This is a genomic window from Pseudomonas sp., assembly GCF_033723075.1.
GTDB lineage: Bacteria > Pseudomonadota > Gammaproteobacteria > Pseudomonadales > Pseudomonadaceae > Aquipseudomonas.
On record NZ_JAWVXU010000013.1, the window covers coordinates 1 to 18,068 of the forward strand.

Below are 18,068 nucleotides of genomic sequence, written 5' to 3' on the forward strand. Positions count from 1 at the left end.
ATGTGGCGGGCGACAGCTTCAGCCTGGCCGATATCTACTTCCTCTACAGCATCGACCTGGCGTGCGGGGTGGCGAAGAAGCTGTTCGCTATCGACTTGTTGGCCGACTTCCCGGAGGCCCACGAGCTGCTCGTGCTGCTCAACCAGAACCCGCACGTCAAACGCGTCGCCGCGGATAAAGAGGCGGGAATGGCGGCGTTCATTGCGATGGCTCAGGCCAAGGCCAAAGGCTGAGAGGTTGGGAAAAACGCTCGCGGCGGCGTTCGGTATGTTCGCAGCCGCTGAGCGTGCGCGGCGCAGGACGCGCTGGGTTTGGCAGGATGTTGAAAAAGGTAGCGAGCTTCGGCTAGGCAATGATGCCTGGTAACGGCGAGTTCGGCTGTTGCTCCGCGCGCTACGTGGCATTGCCGAGTGCGGTAATTTTTCAGCGGCCTGCTACCGGCCGGCGAGTGGTGCCTCGCCAAGTTAGGTTACTGCCCGGCGGGGGAGGCCGGGCAGATGGTTTGATGCCACGGTTTCAGGACGAGCCCGGAACCGGTTTTCCTGATCAGCGGTTGCCGCCTTTACCATCGCCGGACGCACCTCCTTGACCCATTCCGCCTCCTTGACCTTGTCCCATGCCACCGCGCGCGGGCGGCTCCGCCGGGAGGGTGATGCCTCGTTCGCGAGCCCGCTCACGCATCTGTTCGTGATGCTGGTTGCGGATCTGCTCTCGCTCCTGCTGGGTGGTCGCCTGGCGCATGCGGTTGCGATACTCCATACGCTCCTGCTCGGTCATCATCTGCGAGCCGTAGACCGGCTCGTTGTCGTTTCCGGCGCCTTGACCCATTCCTTGACCCATTCCAGCTCCCTGACCTTGCCCCATGCCACCACGCGCTGGCGGCTCTTCGGGGAGGGTGATGCCTCGTTCGCGGGCCCGCTCACGCATCTGTTCGTGATGCTGGTCGCGGATCTGCTCTCGCTCCTGCTGGGTGGTCGCCTGGCGCATGCGGTCGCGATACTCCGTGCGCTCCTGCTGGGTCATGATCTGCGAACCGTAGACGGGTTCGTTGTCGTCTCCGGCCGTTTGTGCAAAGGCTGCTCCCGACAGCAGCGCCGCGCCAAAGGCGATAGCCAGGGTCATCTTTTTCATCTGCAAGTCCTCGTGGGTGTAACCGATGGCGTCAATGTTCCTGCTCTTCGCCATCGGTGTGGTGGGACGACTCTTCATCCTTTGGATCGCCGCCCATGTATTTCGGCCCTTTACCGCGGCCGCTGTCGAATACCTTGCCCTCCAGCGATTTGCTGCCGCCGGGGCCTCCGGTATTTCCGGAGTGCGTACTGTCTTCGTGGGCCTGGTCGCTGTGGCTGCTTCCATGGTCTCTGCCGCTACCGTACTTCGGCCCCTTGCCCTTGCCTTCAGACGTATGGCCGCTGTCGTGGGTTGAATGCTCGTCCGCCGCATAAAGTGGCGTTAGCCCGCCTGCCAGCAGCACAGTCAACACAGCCGCGAGCAGCCTTGTCATGTAACGCGTACGCATGTTCTTCTCCTGGCCGCGCTGGAACGCGGCGGGCAGCGCGCCCGCCGCTAGCCCTCAGCGCACCTCGTTGTCGTGAACGAACTCGATGACCTGCAGGTAATCGTTCGCAGCTGCGGAGAAATCGTCGACGCCACCGTCGGTGGTCGGGTCGATCCAGGTGGTGCTGTCGAAAACTGCGTCATACAGGTTCACCAGGGTCGGCTTGTAGACGTCATCGGCCGGATCGGCCGGGTCGCCCGCGTCCAGCACCAGCACGGTGGCGGTTGCATCGGCCCAGGTAGTGGCGCGATCGTACTGGTAGTCCGAGAAGTCGTAGTAGGTGGTTCCCGTGTTGATGCCGAGGATAGAGTTTATGTAAACGACGGTATCGATCGAGATCGTGCCGGTCTTGTCGCCTGCAGCGGCGAGCAGGGCGGCCGGGTCGAAGCCTTCTGGCAGAGTGGTGACGCCTGGCAGTGTGCCGGTGGTCATGTACGTCACGTACAGCGCCAGGTTTTCCAGCGGCGAGTCGATGGTGGTGCCGTCGACCGTCAGCCGGCCAGTGGAGTCGAGGGCAATCACCGCTCCATCGGCGGTCAGCTTGGACAGCGCTTCCTCCAGAGCGTGATCGGTTACCTTGGACGGCGAGCGACTGACGCTCATGCGACCCAGTTCGACTTCGCCGGGCACGACCTCGTAGGTGGTGTCGCCCACGGTGACCGAGGTCAGCAGGTCACCTTCTTCGTTGCGTGGGATCGCGACCAGGTCGCCTTCGGCATCCGTCACCGGGACCAGCGCGCCGGTGCTGTCGTAATAGAAGGCTACGACCAGTTCTTCGCCGGCCTCGTCCGCCAGCGGCACGCCATTCTCGTCGCGCAGCAGGATGTACATGTCGCCGAACAGGTCTCCCTTCTTGGTGCCTGCGCCGAACGGCTTGCCACCACCGCCAGACTTGCCGCCTTTCACGCCGGCCCATTCAGGGCGATCGCTGTCTTCTTCCTCGGAGGCCTCGGCGCGGAAAATCTTGTCGACTGCTCCGCCCTTGCCACCACCACCTTGTGCGCTGCCCTTGCCTTTTTCGCCAGCACCGCCCTGACCGCCCTTGCCGCCACCGCCACCGCCACCGCCGCTGCCACTACCTTGCTCAGCTGCTTCGGCCGACGGGATGGCGCTCAGGGTCAATGCAGCGGTTCCAACCGTGAGAGGAAGGGCCAGTGCGACGAAGAGTGCCCCGCTAGCCAGACCGAACTTGTTACGTTTGAACTGAGTAATTGACATGATGTTGCTCCTTTGTTTGCGGATTCAGTGGTTCTGCCAGTGAAACTGGCGAAGGGAGCCACCGGTTGGCACATTGCATCTTGATGGCAGACCAATTTCGTGTTGGCTGCCGTCATCGATGTCGATCAAAAGCGGAAGCCAAGGCCCATGCGGAACAGGCTTTCGCGGTTCTCGAAGTCCATTTCATCCGGGGCGCCATGCCCACTCTTGAATCCATAGCTGTCGTAATAGGTGCGGGTGTAGTCCAGGCGGGCAAAGGCGTTCTGGCTCAGCGGGATTTCCGCGCCCATGCCGTAGCGCGTGCCATTAACCTTGTAGCTGCGATCGATATTGGCATCCGGGTTGTTGCCCTTGGCCCAGGTGGTGTTGAAGCGGCCACGCACCGGCCCGGCTCGTCCGTACAACAGGGTGCCGTTAGGCAGGCTATAGCCCAGACGCAGCGCCACGCCGTAGTCACTCTTCTTCTCCACCGAGAAGTCCCTGCCGCCCGCGCCGCTGGTCTCGCGAGTGTGTTTCCAGTCGATGCGAGCGGTATCGACTTCGGCTTCCAGGCCGGCATACCAGCGGCCGAAGCTTTTGCCATAACCGGCGAAGACGCCATACACCCCGCCCATGCCGGCGAAATCCCCGGCAAACGCCTGCGAAAACGGTGGTTCTCCACTTTCCGAATGGCGGCCTTCGAGGCGTGAATCGACACCACCGTGGCCTATCTGGGCGCCGGCGTAGAAGCCTTGCGTCGCGGGTTGTAGCGGGATCGGTAGCAATGCGGCGCCGCCGAAGCGCCAGCCGAGGCCGAGACGGAATTGCCCTTCCTCGGTGGCGAAACGTTCCGAGGTCGGCCCATCATCGTTGGTGTAGGCGACGTGGTAGGCGTCGTAGTCGGTATAGGCATATTCCATGCGCAGGAACAGGCGCTCCCCGGCCGGTACATCGGCACCGATACCCAGGCGATTACCGTCCTGACGGTCATCCTGGTCGCTGGCGAGGGCCGCCTGCTGGTTGATCGTGTAATAAGAGTCGAAGCGGGTTCTTACGCGGCCAGCACGCAGGTAGAGCAGGGAGCCGTTGTTCACCACATAGCCGCCGCGCAGGCTCAGGCCGTAACTGTCGTCCTTGTCCAGCGAGGTGCTGCGTGCGTCGGCCTTGTCCTTGCTGAAGGACCAGCGCGCCTGACTCTGTTCTGCTTCGGCTTCGATGCCAAGGTACCAGCGCTGGAACTGTTGGCCATAGCCGAGGAACAGCGCTTCACCAAAACCCGGTGCGCCAAACGGACTGGTATCGCTGCCGTCACCGCCGCGTGTGCCGGAGGTCTGGGTGTCGAGTTGGCCGTGGCTGATGGCGGCACCGGCATAGGCACCGCTGAAAAGGTCGGTGAGCGGCAGGGCGATCAGGGGATCGTTGCCAGCCGATGCGAGGGTCTGCAGCGGCAGGCGGTAGTTGCGCGAACGGCCCGGCGTATAGCCGAGGCTGAAGGTCAGCTGGCTGCGGCGATACTCGCCGTCCATATCGTCGGAGGCGCGGTCGATGACCCGCAGGTCGCCACCGACGAAAACCGTCGGCGAGACGTAGTAACGCAGACCCGCGCCGGCATCGATGATTTTGTCCTGGCGGTCGAAACTCTGGTACTCGCTGTCGATGTAAGCGGCGCGGGCGAGGACCGAAAGGCGGCTGGTCAGTTCACGCTCGATTTTGAAGCCATAGCTGGTGTCCAGCGAGGCGGCGGCGTAGACGTCATTGAGGGCGAGGGTGGTTTCTTCCAGCGAACGGTCGATGAAGCCGGTGACGCGGGTGACGGGATTGGGCCGCCAGGCGAGCAGCGCACCGAAGTAGGGTTTGTGGATATCGGAAAAACCGGAATGATCAAAGCGCTGGCGCATGCTGCCGGCGAATACCTCGCCGCTGATGCGCCGTTGCGGCTGCTTGAACCGCATGCCGAGCGCCGCGCGATAGCCATCTGAGTCGCGGTTGAAAGTGGTGCCATCGATGGGCGCGTCGTAGCTGCGACGGTCGGTGGCGTACTGGATGAAGGGTTCGTAGTTCGGCGACAGCACGTAACCGGCGCGCACGCCGAGCGAGGTCAGGTCGTGGCGGCGGTCGTCATTATTGATGCGGTTACCTGTAGTCGTGGTGTCGTTCTCGAAGTCGTAGCTGTCGTAGGTGGCGCCGCCCCGCAGGCGCACACGGCCGATTTCGCTGGCAACGCCCAGGTGCCCTTCGTTGTGATCGTACTGCGTGGGTTCGCGCTGCAGGTCCGGCCCGGGGGTGCCCGGCACGTAACGATCCTCGTGATCGCGGGTGTGGCGCATGCCGCCGAACAGCTGTGTCTGTTCGGTAAGTTCGACGGTGCCGTCGAAGCCGAGCCAATAGTCGTTGACGTCTTCCGAAGACTGATCCTGATAACGGTCGAGGTCGCCGCCGGCATCCAGGTTCAGCGCGTGCCGCTGCCAGTCCGACTTCAGCAACAGCGAGGGCGAGAGGGTATAGACGGTGTCTTCCACCTCGCCGGTGCGCTGGGCATAGATGTTGTCGTCGCGCGTGGTCCAGAAGATCAGCTCGGGGAAGGCCTGGAACGAACCCCAGGGCAAGCCAGGGAATTCGGTGGTGTCCATCTGGGCCGGTTTGGTCGCCGGCGGGGTGCTTGGTGCGGGCTCTGGAGCCGCGTTTGCCTGCATGCTCGCCGAGACGAGCGCGATTATCGCCAATGTTAATCCACGTTCCATTGCTTAATCCTTTGTACGCATACGACGAGACAGCTCATGCTGGATTTAGCAACGTTGCAGCAAGCAATCGACAACATATCGACGAATATGTCTGCCGCGTCATTGCACTTTGAGATTAGTTTGAGGGGGGGGGACTGCTCCTGACATGAATCAATTAAACAGTTGTGGCCATATATCTAGTTGGAATGGGCGCGATTGATTTTATGATTGGCTGTAATAACTGATGTGGCGGCTGTCCAGCCCAAAGGCTGCTGTCGGTGCAGCGATACTCGATCGATGAAGTTGAACGCGAGGCAGAGCGGTCCGGCCTGCTTCTGGTGCCTGCGCTCGATGACGTCGAAATTGGCCTTGATGTCGGGCGCAGCATGGATGGTGGTGACCAGTCCGATAGCGCCAGGATCGCCGGTAGAACCTGGCGAAAAAGATCACCCCATTGCGGATCGTGGTTGGACATCAGCGAGGCGAGGGGCATCGGGAAGGATTGCGGAGGGCCGCTGGTGGGTTCGGTCAGTCGCGAGGATTCGACGTGGATTTCGGCGCGGCAGAAGGCCAGGTTTTGCTTGCGGGTCGAAGAGCCCGCTGCCCCGAGTGTCCTGGCTCGGCAACAGGATGCGCGGGACAGTCGTAATAAGTGCCGGATTTCGCCTGTGGCGGCTTGTAGTTCAAGTGACGGGACCGCGAGTTGGGCCGCGCGGCTCAGTGATCCGCCGAATTGTGGCCTACCTGGCGCTGGCGGGATGGACATCGCGGCTCTGCCAGAGCAGAACCGCCAGCGCCAGGTAGGCCAGCGACCAGCAAGTCGCGGCGAACAGCAACCAGCCCTGCTGCTCCAGGCCCAGCAGTGGCGGCAGCACCCGGGCCAGTGCGGCCAGGCTGATGAGCAGAACCAGCGGATGGATCCAGCGCCTGGCGTTGGCGTCGCGGAAACGATAGATCAGCCGGGTGCGCGCCATTACCCCAAAGGTCAGACTGCCCAGCGCGCCGATGCTCAGGGCGTGCAGCGTTGCCGTCATCGGCAGCGCTGGGAGTATCGCACTCAGTCCGAGCATCAGCAGAGCGATGGCGAGCCAGGTGTAGCCGAGCAGCAGCACCAGCAGGTCCGCTCGTTTGCCGTTATTCCAGGGTTGCCAGCGCAGCAGGCGGATCGCCGCGAGTACGCTGGCGGCGATCAGCAGCCCGCCAACCAGAGGTTCGAGCAGTGGCCAGGGCAGCAGATTGAACAGCAGGGCGAGCAACAGCAGGATCAATACGGCGCCCTCCAGCTGCGGCTGTACGCGTGCCGCCAGCTGACGCCCTTCGCTCTGCGCATGTCCGGCAAGCGCTGGAGCGATGATCCGCCCACCCATGAAGAACAGCAGCACGGCGATGAGCAGCAGGGCTTCACTCAGCAGGGGCAGTGCTAAGCCCTGGCTGAAGCTGCTGCTGGCGACGGCGCTGAGCAGGCTCAGGCCGGCGACGACCGGGGCGATGATCTGGTTGCGCCATTTCTTCGCGGCGCCGAGAAAGCGCGGCACGACCTTCCAGGTCAGCGCGGCGCCGAACAGCGCGGCGCTCGCCAGTGTCAGCCAGGACCCCGGCCAGAGCAGGAAGCCGAGGCGCGCCAGTAGCCAGCAGCCGAGCAGGGCGAGGGTCAGGCGCAATGGCTGCGGGCCGAGCAGGTAACCGGCAATCACCGCCAGAGCGAAACCAAAGAGCATTTCGTGGGCATGTCCGGCCGGAGTGGCCAGCCCGGGCAGAACGGGGACCAGACCGAGCATGGTCAGCACCGACCAGGGCAGCAGCAACGCCGCATAGAGTGCGGCGGCGGGAAAGAACCAGGCGTTGGCGAAGGGTAGGCGCGGCTTTCGCGGGTGCATTGCGCACCTCCGGTAGGAAGCGGGACGGGGCAAGCGCCCCGTCACCGAACCGCAGCTGTCAGCGGCTGGCCAGCAACACCTGGCCGCGCGCGACTGCGGCAAGAACCTGCTTGGGCGCAGTGCCGCCGATATGGTCGCGGGCGTTGACCGAGCCTTCCAGGGTCAGCACGGCGAACACGTCCTGCTCGATCTGGTCGCTGAACTGGCGCAGTTCGTCCAGGCTCATCTCGGCCAGGTCCTTGCCGCTGTCGACACCGTACTTCACCGCATGGCCGACGATTTCGTGGCAGTCACGGAACGGCAAGCCCTTGCGCACCAGGTAGTCGGCCAGATCGGTGGCGGTGGAGAAGCCGCGCAGCGCCGCTTCGCGCATGATCGCGGGCTTGGGCTTGATCGCAGGGATCATGTCGGCAAAGGCGCGCAGCGAGTCGCGTAGGGTGTCGGCGGCGTCGAACAGCGGTTCCTTGTCTTCCTGGTTGTCCTTGTTGTAGGCCAGCGGCTGGCCCTTCATCAGGGTCAGCAGGCCGGTCAGGGCGCCGAATACCCGGCCGGTCTTGCCGCGTACCAGCTCGGGGACGTCGGGGTTCTTCTTCTGCGGCATGATCGAGCTGCCGGTGCAGAAACGGTCGGGCAGGTCGATGAACTGGAACTGCGCGCTGGTCCACAGCACCAGCTCTTCGGAGAAGCGCGACAGGTGCATCATGGCAATCGAGGCGGCGGCGCAGAACTCGATGGCGAAGTCGCGATCCGACACGCCGTCCAGCGAGTTGCCGCCCACGGCGTCGAAGCCGAGCAGTTGCGCGGTGACTTCGCGCTCGATCGGGTAAGTGGTGCCGGCCAGCGCGGCGCTGCCGAGCGGCATGCGGTTGGTGCGCTTGCGGCAGTCGACCAGGCGCTCGTAATCGCGGCTGAGCATCTCGAACCAGGCCAGCAGATGATGACCGAAGGTCACCGGCTGCGCGGTCTGCAGGTGGGTGAAGCCGGGCATGATGGTCGCCGCTTCGCGCTCGGCCTGTTCCAGCAGACCCTGCTGCAGGCGGGTGATTTCGCTGAGGATCAGGTCGATCTCGTCGCGCAGCCACAGGCGGATGTCGGTGGCCACCTGGTCGTTGCGCGAACGGCCGGTATGCAGTTTCTTGCCGGTGACGCCGATGCGATCGGTCAGGCGCGCCTCGATGTTCATGTGCACGTCTTCCAGGTCGACGCGCCAGTCGAACTGGCCGGCTTCGATCTCGATCTGGATCTGGCTCAGGCCGTCGATGATGCTGTCGCGTTCTGCGTCGGTCAGTACGCCGACCTTGGCCAGCATGGTGGCGTGGGCAATGGAACCCATGATGTCGTGGCGATAGAGGCGTTTGTCGAACTCGACGGAGGCGGTGAAACGGGCGACGAAGGCGTCGACGGGCTCGCTGAAGCGGCCGCCCCAGGATTGGTTGGTTTTTTCAGTGCTCATGGGCTTCGCTCGGCTGGTGCGCTAAAAAACAGGCGGGCCGCAGGTGGCGGCCGGCGTGGCGGAAAAGTCTGCCGATAATAACAGGCTGGCGGGCAAAATCGCCGGGTCGGTTTGTCGGTCGATGCGTGCGCCGCGGGCTTCGGCAGTGTTGTGCGGATCACAATTTGCCGAGGCAGGCCACATTTCAGGAGTTTATTTTGCCCGACTGGAGCCGGCTCGCTTGCCGCCCGGCCGGGCCACGGGGAAACTGCGCCGATGCATACTCAATGGTTGAACAATAAAAACCCGTCGGCGCCCATCGACGACTTCTTCGTCCCGGAGCTGTGCGAGCCGGAAGCGCTGCTGAGCATGGTCTTGCTGGCCGAGCTGCTGGTGCTGGTGCTGGTGCTGGCCGAGCCGATGCTGCCGGGCTTCGACTGGGTGCGCCTGGCGCTGACCTCGCTGTTCGTGCAGTGGATCCTGCTGTTGTCGGCGGCGCTGCTGTGCCGGTTGCGGCCACTGCTGGCGCGCTGGCGTGCGGCGCTGGCCGGGGTACTGTGCTGTCTGATCGTGGTCGGGCTGACGCTCGCCTGCACCGCCGTGGCCGATTATTACGACCTTGGCGGGCCGCTGCCGCATGCCGGCGAGGTCAATCTTTACCTGCGGCATGCCTTGATCAGCATGATCATGTCCGCGCTGCTGCTACGCTATTTCTATCTGCAGAGCCAATGGCGACGGCAGGAGCAGGCCGAGTTGCGCGCACGCATCGAATCCTTGCAGGCGCGGATCCGCCCGCATTTTCTGTTCAACAGCCTGAACAGTATCGCCAGCCTGGTGGTGATCGATCCGTTCAAGGCCGAGCAGGCGGTGCTGGATCTGTCCGACCTGTTTCGCGCCAGCCTGGCCAAACCCGGCAGCCTGGTGCCCTGGAGCGAGGAGTTGGAGCTGGCCAAACGATATTTATCGATTGAGCACTATCGTCTCGGCGAGCGACTACAGTTGCAGTGGGAGGTGATTGATGTGCCGGACGATTTGCCGATTCCGCAGTTGACCTTGCAGCCGTTGCTGGAGAACGCCTTGATCTATGGGATCCAGCCGCGTATTGAGGGTGGTTTGGTGCGGGTCGACGCGAGTTATACCGATGGGGTGTTCCAGTTATGCGTCAGCAACCCTTATGAAGAGCAAGGCGAACAGCCACCTTCGCGGGGGACGCGCCAGGCGCTGGGTAATATCGATGCGCGTCTTGCGGCACTTTTCGGGCCGCGGGCCAGTCTCAGCGTGGAGCGCCGTGACGGCCGCCACTTCACCTGTCTACGCTATCCTTGTGCGAGACTTACGCAGGAAGCCCGTGTCCTATGAATGTCCTGATCGTCGATGATGAACCCCTGGCCCGCGAGCGCCTCAGCCGTATGGTCGGCGAGCTCGATGGCTACCGTGTCCTTGAGCCGTCCGCGAGCAATGGCGAAGAGGCCCTGACCCTGATCGACAGCCTGAAGCCGGATGTCGTGTTGCTGGATATCCGCATGCCGGGAATGGATGGCCTGCAGGTTGCCGCCAAACTCTGCGAACGTGAAGCGCCGCCAGCGGTGATCTTCTGCACGGCCCATGACGAGTTCGCCCTGGAGGCGTTCAAGGTCAGTGCGGTGGGTTATCTGGTCAAGCCGGTGCGCGCCGAGCATCTCAGCGAGGCGCTGAAAAAGGCCGAGCGGCCAAACCGGGTGCAGCTCGCCGCGCTGACACGTCCCGCGGCTGAAAGCGGCGGCGGCCCGCGCAGTCATATCAGTGCGCGCACCCGTAAAGGCATCGAGTTGATTCCCCTCGATCAGGTGATCTTTTTCATCGCCGACCATAAGTACGTGACCCTGCGCCATGCCGGCGGCGAAGTCCTGCTGGACGAGCCGCTGAAGGCGCTGGAAGACGAGTTCGGCGATCGCTTCGTGCGCATCCACCGCAACGCCCTGGTCGCCCGCGAACGCATCGAGCGCTTGCAGCGCACGCCGCTTGGACACTTCCAGCTATTCCTCAAGGGCCTCAATGGCGATGCCCTGATCGTCAGCCGCCGGCATGTGGCCGGGGTGCGCAAGCTGATGCATAACCTTTAGCGGCAAGGATAAAGCGAACATTTGCGCAGCCGTGGCTAAACCCCAGCCTCTTGGGCTTGAGGCTTGTGACCCTGTTATTATCCCCGGCAGTCCGTTTTCTGGAATTGCCCCATGCCCCGCGAAATCCGTATCGCCACCCGTAAAAGCGCCCTGGCCCTGTGGCAGGCCGAACACGTCAAGGCTCGCCTGGAACAGGCTCATCCGGGTCTGACCGTCAGCCTGGTGCCAATGGTCAGCCGCGGCGACAAGCTGCTCGATGCGCCGCTGGCGAAAATCGGCGGCAAGGGGTTGTTCGTCAAGGAGCTGGAAACCGCCCTGCTCGAGAATGAGGCCGACATCGCCGTGCATTCGATGAAGGATGTGCCCATGGACTTCCCCGAAGGCCTGGGCCTGTACTGCATCTGCGAGCGCGAGGATCCGCACGACGCCTTCGTCTCCAACCATTTCGACAGCCTGGATGCGCTGCCCGTCGGCAGCGTGGTCGGCACCTCCAGTTTGCGCCGCCAGGCGCAGCTGCTGGCCCGTCGCCCCGACCTGAAAATCCAGTTCCTGCGTGGCAACGTCAATACCCGCCTGGCCAAGCTGGATGCCGGCGAATACGACGCCATCATCCTCGCGGCTGCCGGCCTGATTCGCCTGGGCTTCGCCGCGCGCATTCGCGCCTCCATCAGTGTCGAGGACAGTCTGCCGGCCGGCGGGCAGGGCGCGGTCGGTATCGAGTGCCGCAGCGCCGATGCGCAGATCCATGCCCTGCTGGCACCGTTGAACCACCACGAGACCTCCTTGCGCGTCAGTGCCGAACGGGCGCTGAACAAGCGGCTCAATGGCGGCTGCCAGGTGCCGATCGCCTGCTATGCGGTGCTCGAGGGCGAACAATTGTGGTTGCGCGGTCTGGTAGGCCAACCCGATGGCGGCTTGCTGCTGCGTGCGGAAAACCGTGCGCCGGCGGCGCAGGCCGAGCAACTCGGCGTGCAGGTCGCCGAGGCGCTGCTGGCGCAGGGCGCAGAGGACATCCTGCAAGCCGTCTACGGAGAGGCCGACTCCGAGTGAGCAACTGGCGCCTGCTGCTGACCCGTCCTGCCGAGGAGTGCGCGGCCCTGGCCGCGACCCTGGCCGAGCAGGGGGTCTACAGCAGCAGCCTGCCATTGCTGGCGATCGAGGCCCTGGCCGAGACGCCGGAGCAGCGTGCGACCATTCTCGACCTCGATCGCTACTGCGCGGTGATAGTGGTGAGCAAGCCGGCCGCGCGGCTGGGCCTGGACCTGCTCGACCGTTATTGGCCGCAGCCGCCGGCCGCGCCGATCTGGTTCAGTGTCGGCGCGGCCACCGCCGAAATTCTCGACGACTACGGCCTGTCCGTGCATTACCCCGAGCAGGGCGATGACAGCGAAGCCTTGCTGGCGCTGCCGCAATTGCAGCAGCTGCTGGTGGCGGCGCCTACGCCTCGGGTGCTGATTCTGCGCGGCGAGGGTGGCCGCGAACTGCTCGCCGAGCGCTTGCGCGGGCAGGGTGTGGCAGTCGACTATCTGTCACTGTACCGCCGCCTGTTGCCGCACTATCCGCCAGCGGCACTTGCCGAGCGGGTTCGGGCGGAACGCCTGAATGGCCTGGTGGTCAGCAGTGGGCAGGGTTTCTGCCATTTGCACGAGTTGGCCGGCGAGCATTGGCCGTCGCTGGCTCGGCTACCCTTGTTCGTACCCAGCCCGCGTGTGGCTGAACAGGCGCGAGCTGCTGGCGCCAAAACTATTGTGGACTGCCGCGGCGCGAGTGCCGTGGCGTTGTTGGCGGCGTTGCAGGCGCAACCTGCCCCAACCTCTGATGCATAGGATGGATACGTGAGCGAAGCGACTACCCCGAAAGAGCAAGAGCCGCCGGTAGCGAAGGCGCCCGCTGCAGCATCGCCAGCCCCTGCGGCAAAACCCGCGTCGCGCGGTAACGGCCTGGTCGTGCTGGCGCTGTTGCTGGGCGCGGCGGGCGTGGCGGCAGCTGGCTGGAGCCTGTGGCAGTTGCGCAGTCTGGAGGTGCGCGAGCAGCAGCAGCTCGCTCAACTGCAGGAGGCGCGCAGTCAGACCGATGTCTTGGCCCAGCGCACCCAGGCCCTGGATACTCGCCTGCAGCAATTGCCCGGCGCCGATGAACTGGATGCTCGCCGCCGCCTGATCGCGCAGCTGCAAGGCGATCAACAGCTGCTCAACCAGCGCCTGGAAACGGTCCTCGGTGCCAGTCGTCAAGATTGGCGTCTGGCCGAGGCCGAGCATTTGTTGCGTCTTGCCAGCCTGCGTCTGTCGGCCCTGCAGGATATCGACAGTGCCGAGGCTTTGGTGCAGGGCGCCGACGAGATTCTCCGCGGGCAGGATGACCCCGCCGCTTTCGCCGCGCGCGAGCAACTGGCCAAGAGCCTCGAGGCATTGCGCGCAACCGTCAACCCGGATCGCACCGGGTTGTTTCTGCAGCTGGCGGCATTGCGCGAGCAGGTGGCGCAGTTGCATGCGCTCAACCCGGCCTTCGTCAGTTCCGACGGGGTGCTCAGTGATCTGGCCGCCGAGGGCGATGGCAGCAGTTGGTGGGCCGAATGGCTCGAGACCCTGGCGCAGTATTTCCGCATCGACTTCAGCGCCGACGAGAATATTCGCCCGTTGCTCGCCGGGCAGAGCCTGACTCAGGTGCGCCTGGCCCTCAGCCTGGCCCTGGAGCAGGCGCAGTGGGCGGCGCTGCATGGTCAGACCCCGGTGTATCGGCAGTCGCTGGTGCAGGCGCGCGAGGTGCTGGATGCGCATTTCGATCTGGACAACCCCAATAGTCGTGCCTTGCGTGCGCGCATCGAGGAGTTGCTCGAGCAGCCGATCGAGGTGGCTGCGCCGGATCTGAGTGGTTCGCTCAACGCGGTGCAGGCCTATATCCAGCGCAAGCAGTCGGCCCGGCAGCGCATCGAGCGTGACGCCCCGGCAGACGCCCTGCCGAGTGTGGAGGAGGCTCGCCCATGAAGCGCGTCTATGTGCTGCTCGTCGTGTTGGCCGTCGCCGCGGGGCTGGCGTTGCTCGCCCTGGCCGTAGCCGAGCACAAGGGCTACGTGTTGTTCGCCTATCAGGGCTTTCGCTACGAGTCGAGCTTGTGGGCTTTCCTGGCGCTGGTCGCTGTGGTCTGGCTGTCGCTCTACCTGCTGCGTCTGTTGCTGCGCCTGGTGTTGGTGTCGGTTGGCCTGGTCAACCCCTGGTCGGGTTTGCACCGCAGTCGGCGCGTGCGTCAGGCCTGTGAGCAGGGCTTTCTCGACTTGGCCGAGGGGCGCTGGGTGCGTGCCCTGCGTCACTTGCGCCGGGCCGCCGAAGGTGAGGCGCAGCCGCTGATGCATTACCTGGGGGCGGCCCGCGCGGCGCACAAGCTGGGGCAGTACGAGGACAGCGATGCCTTGCTGGAACAGGCGCTGAAGCGCCTGCCAGATGCGGAACTGGCCATCGCCCTGAGCCATGCCGAATTGCAGCAGGAGCGCGGGCAGACCGATGCGGCGCGCGATACCCTGGAGGCGATGTCTGAGCGCCATCCGCACCACCGTCAGGTGTTGCGCAAGTTGCAGCGCCTGTACCAGCAGACTGGCGCCTGGTCGGAGCTGCTCGGCCTGCTGCCGGAACTGCGCAAGCAGAAAGTGCTGGGCGCTGCCGAACTGGACGAGCTGGAGCGGCAAGCCTGGCGTGGCCGTCTGGCCGTTGCGGGCAAGGTCGACGAAGGCAGCGCCGAAAGCGCCCTGGCGAATCTGGCGCAGGCCTGGCAGCAGCTCTCCTCGACGCTGCGTCAGGATCCGGAATTGCTGGCGGTCTATGCCGAGCAGCTGCGTGTGCTGGGGGCCGAGAGCGAGGCCGAAGAGCTGCTGCAGCATGCACTCAAGCGTAACTACGACAATCGCCTGGTACGTCTCTATGGCTTGCTCCATGGACGCGACCCGGGGCGCCAGTTGCAGGCGGCCGAAGGCTGGCTGAAGCAGCACCCCAAGGATGCCGACCTGCTGTTGACCCTGGGGCGGTTGTGCCTGCAGAACCAGCTGTGGGGCAAGGCCAAGGAGTACTTCGAGAGCAGTCTGGTGTTTCAGCGCCACCCGGAAACCTGCGCGGAGTTGGCGCGTCTGCTGGCCCGGCTGGGCGAGATCGAGCAGAGCAATCGGTTGTTTCAGGAAGGGTTGGGCCTGCTCGATCAGCGCCTGGACAGTCTGCCGTTGCCTGCACCGCTCGCCAACTGACGGGGGCAGGTTTTACGGCGGCAGTTCGGCTTGGATTGCCCAGGCCCACCTGTCTGCCGTATCAGGGCAGGATGCGCCTGGTAGCGCATGGCTCGGCGGATTTCCCCGGCGGCAGGTGACGCGGGGCGGGTGATGGTGTGGCTATCCGTTTGATGTCGATCATGGGATGGGTCTGATTGATAAACTCATGCTGTGCAAGTCGGCCAGCATATGTTGTAGTGCAGGCAAGCGTTGAAGCGGGTTCGGCTGAGTTTCTGCAGGCCAGATGCTGCGTGGGACACTGATTAAACGCCCGTATGAAATTTCTGGACCGAGTGCCTTGATGGCGCAGGTTCGCGGGCATAATCTGGCTCGCAAGCGCCGCCGGAAAGTTGCCGTTTCGTGGTTTATTTCCTGAACCATGTGCCGATTGACAAAAAACCGTCTCGGATCGGACGTATAACAGAAATACCGATAAGGGAAGTGAGGCCATCATGCTTGATAGTTGTCAGAACGCCCAGGAACGTTGGGGTGGTGTTCACCTGCTGATAGATCGCTGGTTGCAGGAGCGCCAGGAACTGGTGAAGGCCTATACGGCCATCAGCAACTCCCCACAAGTACCTATTACCAATGCGCAGCCCTTGCAGAGGTTCTGCGAAATTCTGGTCGATTATGTCTCCGCCGGGCATTTCGAGGTCTATGAACAGTTGACCAATGAAGCCAAGGCCTTTGGCGATCAGCGTGGTCTTGACCTGGCCAAGCAGATCTATCCACGTATCGAAGTGATCACCGAGGTCGCGCTGGCGTTCAACGACCGCTGCGACAATGGCGATTGCCACGATAGCGTGTCCCTGGGCGAAGAGCTCCAGCGTTTGGGGGGGTTGTTGCATGAGCGTTTCGAGCTGGAAGACTGCCTGATCGAAGTGCTGCACAACGCGCACCAGCAGCAGGCTCCGGCCCCGGCCTCCGTACTCTAGCAGGCGGTTTTCAACCGCCTGCCCGTAAGGTTGCAGTCGATGTTATCGAACAGTTCCTGCCCGGTCATCAAGGCCCTGTGTACCCTGGCCGCGCGTGTTATGTCAGTGGCTGATCCGGGCGTAGATGCCTCTTGAGCAAGAAGACCCTGCGGGGCTGGTCTTTGCGCTGGCGAGTATGCCTTTTGTCGCCAGCAATGGCTGGCTCGAGTGGTTGTCCTGTAGTGGCCGCTGCCCCTGAACGCCCTCAGGCAGATGCTTGCCGAGTTCGATCTCCCGGGTTCCCCGCGTAGCTGTTCTTGCAGATCCAGGCCATGGTTCCGAGCCCCGATATCATCCGGCGCCTTTCCGGTCAGGCCCAAGCAATCCCATGCGATCTCCCGTCGAAAGTGGCGAGCTTATGCCAGGCATTCGCTTGATCTCAGCGTGAGCCCTAGCGACTGGCGAGTCAGGCGTCTAATATGAGTCGCATCTACATCCGCCTGGAGGCGCGTCATGTCGGCCACAAAGAATACCAAGAAGAAATCGGTCAGTACCCCGCTGCACTTGCTCCATCAACTGTCCAGCAGCTTGCTCGAGCATCTCGAGGATGCCTGTTCGCGAGCGCTGATCGATGCTGAAAAGCTGCTCGGCAAGCTGGAGAAACAGCGCGGCAAGGCCCAGGAAAAGCTGCATAACGCCCGCGTCAGGTTGCAGGATGCTGCAGTGGCGGGCAAGGCCAAGGCGCAGGCCAAAGCCAAGGATGCGGTGGCCGAGTTGGAAGAGTTGCTCGATACCCTCAAGGACCGGCAGAGCGAGACCCGAAATTACATCGTCGGGCTCAAGCGTGACGCCCAGGAAAGCCTGAAACTTGCCCAGGGTGTAGGCAAGGTCAAGGAAGCCGCCAGCAAGGCCCTGGGCCGTTATGAAGGCAAGCCTGCGGTCGTCAAGCCAGCTGCCAAGCCGGTCGCGGCCAAAACACCGGTGGCCAAAGTTGCTGCCAAACCGGCGGCGAGCAAAGCGCCCGCCAAGGTCGCCAGCAAACCTGTTGCCAAGCCCGCGGCCAAGCCTGCAGTCAAAGCTGCAGCCAAACCGGTTGCCAGTAAAGCCGCAGCAAGCAAACCAGCAGGCGCCGCAGCGAAGCCGGCCGGCAAGGCACCGCTGAAGGCCGCGGCGAAGCCGGCAGCCCCTGCTTCTGCAGCCGCCAAGCCAGCCGCCAAGCCAGCCGCCAAGCCAGCTGCCAAGGCACCGGCAAAGCCGGCAGCGAAGAAACCGCTTACCGCCAACCGCGCTAACCCTGCGGTGGCCAAACCTGTGGCGGCGAAGCCGGCCGCCAAGCCAGCGACAGCCAAGGCGCCGAGCAAGCCGGTGGCGAAGCCTGTGGCTAAAGCGGCAGTCAAGCCCGTGGCGAAAAAGCCCGCAGCCGCTAAACCCGCGGCACCAGCCCCGGTTGTCAGCTCGCCGGTAGCGCCTGTCGCGGCCTCCGACGTACCAGCAGGCAGCACCCCGCCGACAGCGTCCTAAACTTGTCGGGCTGCGGCGTGCAGCAGATGCAGTGCGTCGCGGTCGGCTGCCGTGCTTAGCGTGTGCAGCCAGTCGTGCATGTCTTCGGCCGTGTCGCCTGGCCAGTCGTGGCAGCATGACGCCAGGCGTTGCAACAGTTCGCGTTCTGCTTCCAGTTCAAGCTGTTTGATCTGCTCGCGCAGCGCCGCCAGGGCGCTGTCGTGGTGAGCGGCTGCGCGCCATTGTTGGCGGACGTGCCTGAGCGCGCTGACCACCTCGCACTGCCAGGGTTGCGCTATGGCGCGCAGGCAGTCGGCTCGTGCGGTGCTGCAGGCCACGCCGCGACGGCCGAGCCAGGCAGCGCAGAGCAGCAGGCAGATGTCGCTGCCCTGAGCCTGCAGGTGCAGGCAGGCGGTCTCGACGCCGGGGCGGCGATAGAGGTCTTCGGCGAAATGCCACAGGTCAGGATGCATGGTGCTTTCCGAGTGTACGGCAAGGGAGTCTGGTAGACTCCGCCGC

15 protein-coding genes and 1 pseudogene are annotated in these 18,068 nt (G+C 64.0%); 9 read left to right on the forward strand and 7 right to left on the reverse strand.

The window, feature by feature from the left end:
• Positions 1 to 233 (forward strand): annotated as a pseudogene (locus tag R3355_RS15805) (glutathione S-transferase); the annotation flags it as partial.
• Between the two features lie 313 nt (positions 234 to 546).
• Here the strand turns inward: R3355_RS15805 and R3355_RS15810 are convergent.
• The 6 genes from R3355_RS15810 to argH all read right to left on the reverse strand — a co-directional run bounded on the left by R3355_RS15810 (position 547) and on the right by argH (position 8,805).
• Positions 547 to 1,131, reverse strand: coding sequence for a hypothetical protein (locus R3355_RS15810; RefSeq protein ID WP_318962038.1), 585 nt, complete (start codon positions 1,129 to 1,131; stop codon positions 547 to 549).
• 31 nt (positions 1,132 to 1,162) lie between these two features.
• Positions 1,163 to 1,519: a hypothetical protein gene (locus tag R3355_RS15815; RefSeq protein ID WP_318962039.1), complete on the reverse strand. Its 357-nt coding sequence runs from the start codon at positions 1,517 to 1,519 to the stop codon at positions 1,163 to 1,165.
• 54 nt (positions 1,520 to 1,573) lie between these two features.
• Positions 1,574 to 2,776 (reverse strand): hypothetical protein, encoded by a 1,203-nt coding sequence (locus R3355_RS15820; protein ID WP_318962040.1) that lies wholly within the window; start codon positions 2,774 to 2,776, stop codon positions 1,574 to 1,576.
• 125 nt (positions 2,777 to 2,901) lie between these two features.
• Complete coding sequence (locus R3355_RS15825; protein ID WP_318962041.1) at positions 2,902 to 5,496, reverse strand: outer membrane beta-barrel protein; 2,595 nt, start codon at positions 5,494 to 5,496, stop codon at positions 2,902 to 2,904.
• Positions 5,497 to 6,215: 719 nt separating this feature from the next.
• Entirely contained in the window at positions 6,216 to 7,352 is a 1,137-nt protein-coding gene (locus R3355_RS15830) for an NnrS family protein (RefSeq protein WP_318962042.1), read from the reverse strand.
• Positions 7,353 to 7,410: 58 nt separating this feature from the next.
• On the reverse strand, positions 7,411 to 8,805 hold the full coding sequence (argH, locus tag R3355_RS15835; RefSeq protein WP_318962043.1) for an argininosuccinate lyase: 1,395 nt from the start codon (positions 8,803 to 8,805) through the stop codon (positions 7,411 to 7,413).
• A 255-nt stretch (positions 8,806 to 9,060) separates the two neighbouring features.
• On the opposite strand from argH, the gene R3355_RS15840 reads away from it, so the two are divergent.
• The 8 genes from R3355_RS15840 to R3355_RS15875 all read left to right on the forward strand — a co-directional run bounded on the left by R3355_RS15840 (position 9,061) and on the right by R3355_RS15875 (position 17,570).
• Positions 9,061 to 10,143 (forward strand): sensor histidine kinase, encoded by a 1,083-nt coding sequence (locus R3355_RS15840; protein WP_318947257.1) that lies wholly within the window; start codon positions 9,061 to 9,063, stop codon positions 10,141 to 10,143.
• Positions 10,140 to 10,886 (forward strand): LytTR family DNA-binding domain-containing protein, encoded by a 747-nt coding sequence (locus tag R3355_RS15845; RefSeq protein WP_318962044.1) that lies wholly within the window; start codon positions 10,140 to 10,142, stop codon positions 10,884 to 10,886. The genes R3355_RS15840 and R3355_RS15845 overlap by 4 nt, the downstream gene beginning before the upstream one ends.
• Positions 10,887 to 10,997: 111 nt before the next feature.
• Positions 10,998 to 11,936 (forward strand): hydroxymethylbilane synthase, encoded by a 939-nt coding sequence (gene hemC / locus R3355_RS15850; RefSeq protein WP_318962045.1) that lies wholly within the window; start codon positions 10,998 to 11,000, stop codon positions 11,934 to 11,936.
• Positions 11,933 to 12,712, forward strand: a complete 780-nt coding sequence (locus R3355_RS15855; protein WP_318962046.1) for a uroporphyrinogen-III synthase — start codon at positions 11,933 to 11,935, stop codon at positions 12,710 to 12,712. The genes hemC and R3355_RS15855 overlap by 4 nt, the downstream gene beginning before the upstream one ends.
• Positions 12,713 to 12,721: 9 nt before the next feature.
• Positions 12,722 to 13,870 carry a uroporphyrinogen-III C-methyltransferase gene (locus tag R3355_RS15860; protein WP_318962047.1) on the forward strand — a complete coding sequence of 383 codons (1,149 nt, stop codon included), beginning with the start codon at positions 12,722 to 12,724 and terminating at the stop codon, positions 13,868 to 13,870.
• A complete protein-coding gene (locus R3355_RS15865; RefSeq protein ID WP_318962048.1) occupies positions 13,867 to 15,114 on the forward strand; it encodes a heme biosynthesis HemY N-terminal domain-containing protein in 1,248 nt (415 codons plus the stop codon). The genes R3355_RS15860 and R3355_RS15865 overlap by 4 nt, the downstream gene beginning before the upstream one ends.
• 473 nt (positions 15,115 to 15,587) lie before the next feature.
• Positions 15,588 to 16,070, forward strand: coding sequence for a sigma D regulator (gene rsd, locus R3355_RS15870; protein ID WP_318962049.1), 483 nt, complete (start codon positions 15,588 to 15,590; stop codon positions 16,068 to 16,070).
• Positions 16,071 to 16,562: 492 nt separating this feature from the next.
• A complete protein-coding gene (locus tag R3355_RS15875; RefSeq protein WP_318962050.1) occupies positions 16,563 to 17,570 on the forward strand; it encodes an AlgP family protein in 1,008 nt (335 codons plus the stop codon).
• Here the strand turns inward: R3355_RS15875 and R3355_RS15880 are convergent.
• A complete protein-coding gene (locus R3355_RS15880) occupies positions 17,567 to 18,022 on the reverse strand; it encodes a TIGR02444 family protein (RefSeq protein ID WP_318947265.1) in 456 nt (151 codons plus the stop codon). The two genes, R3355_RS15875 and R3355_RS15880, sit on opposite strands and share 4 nt — an antisense overlap.
• Positions 18,023 to 18,068: the final 46 nt, after the last annotated feature.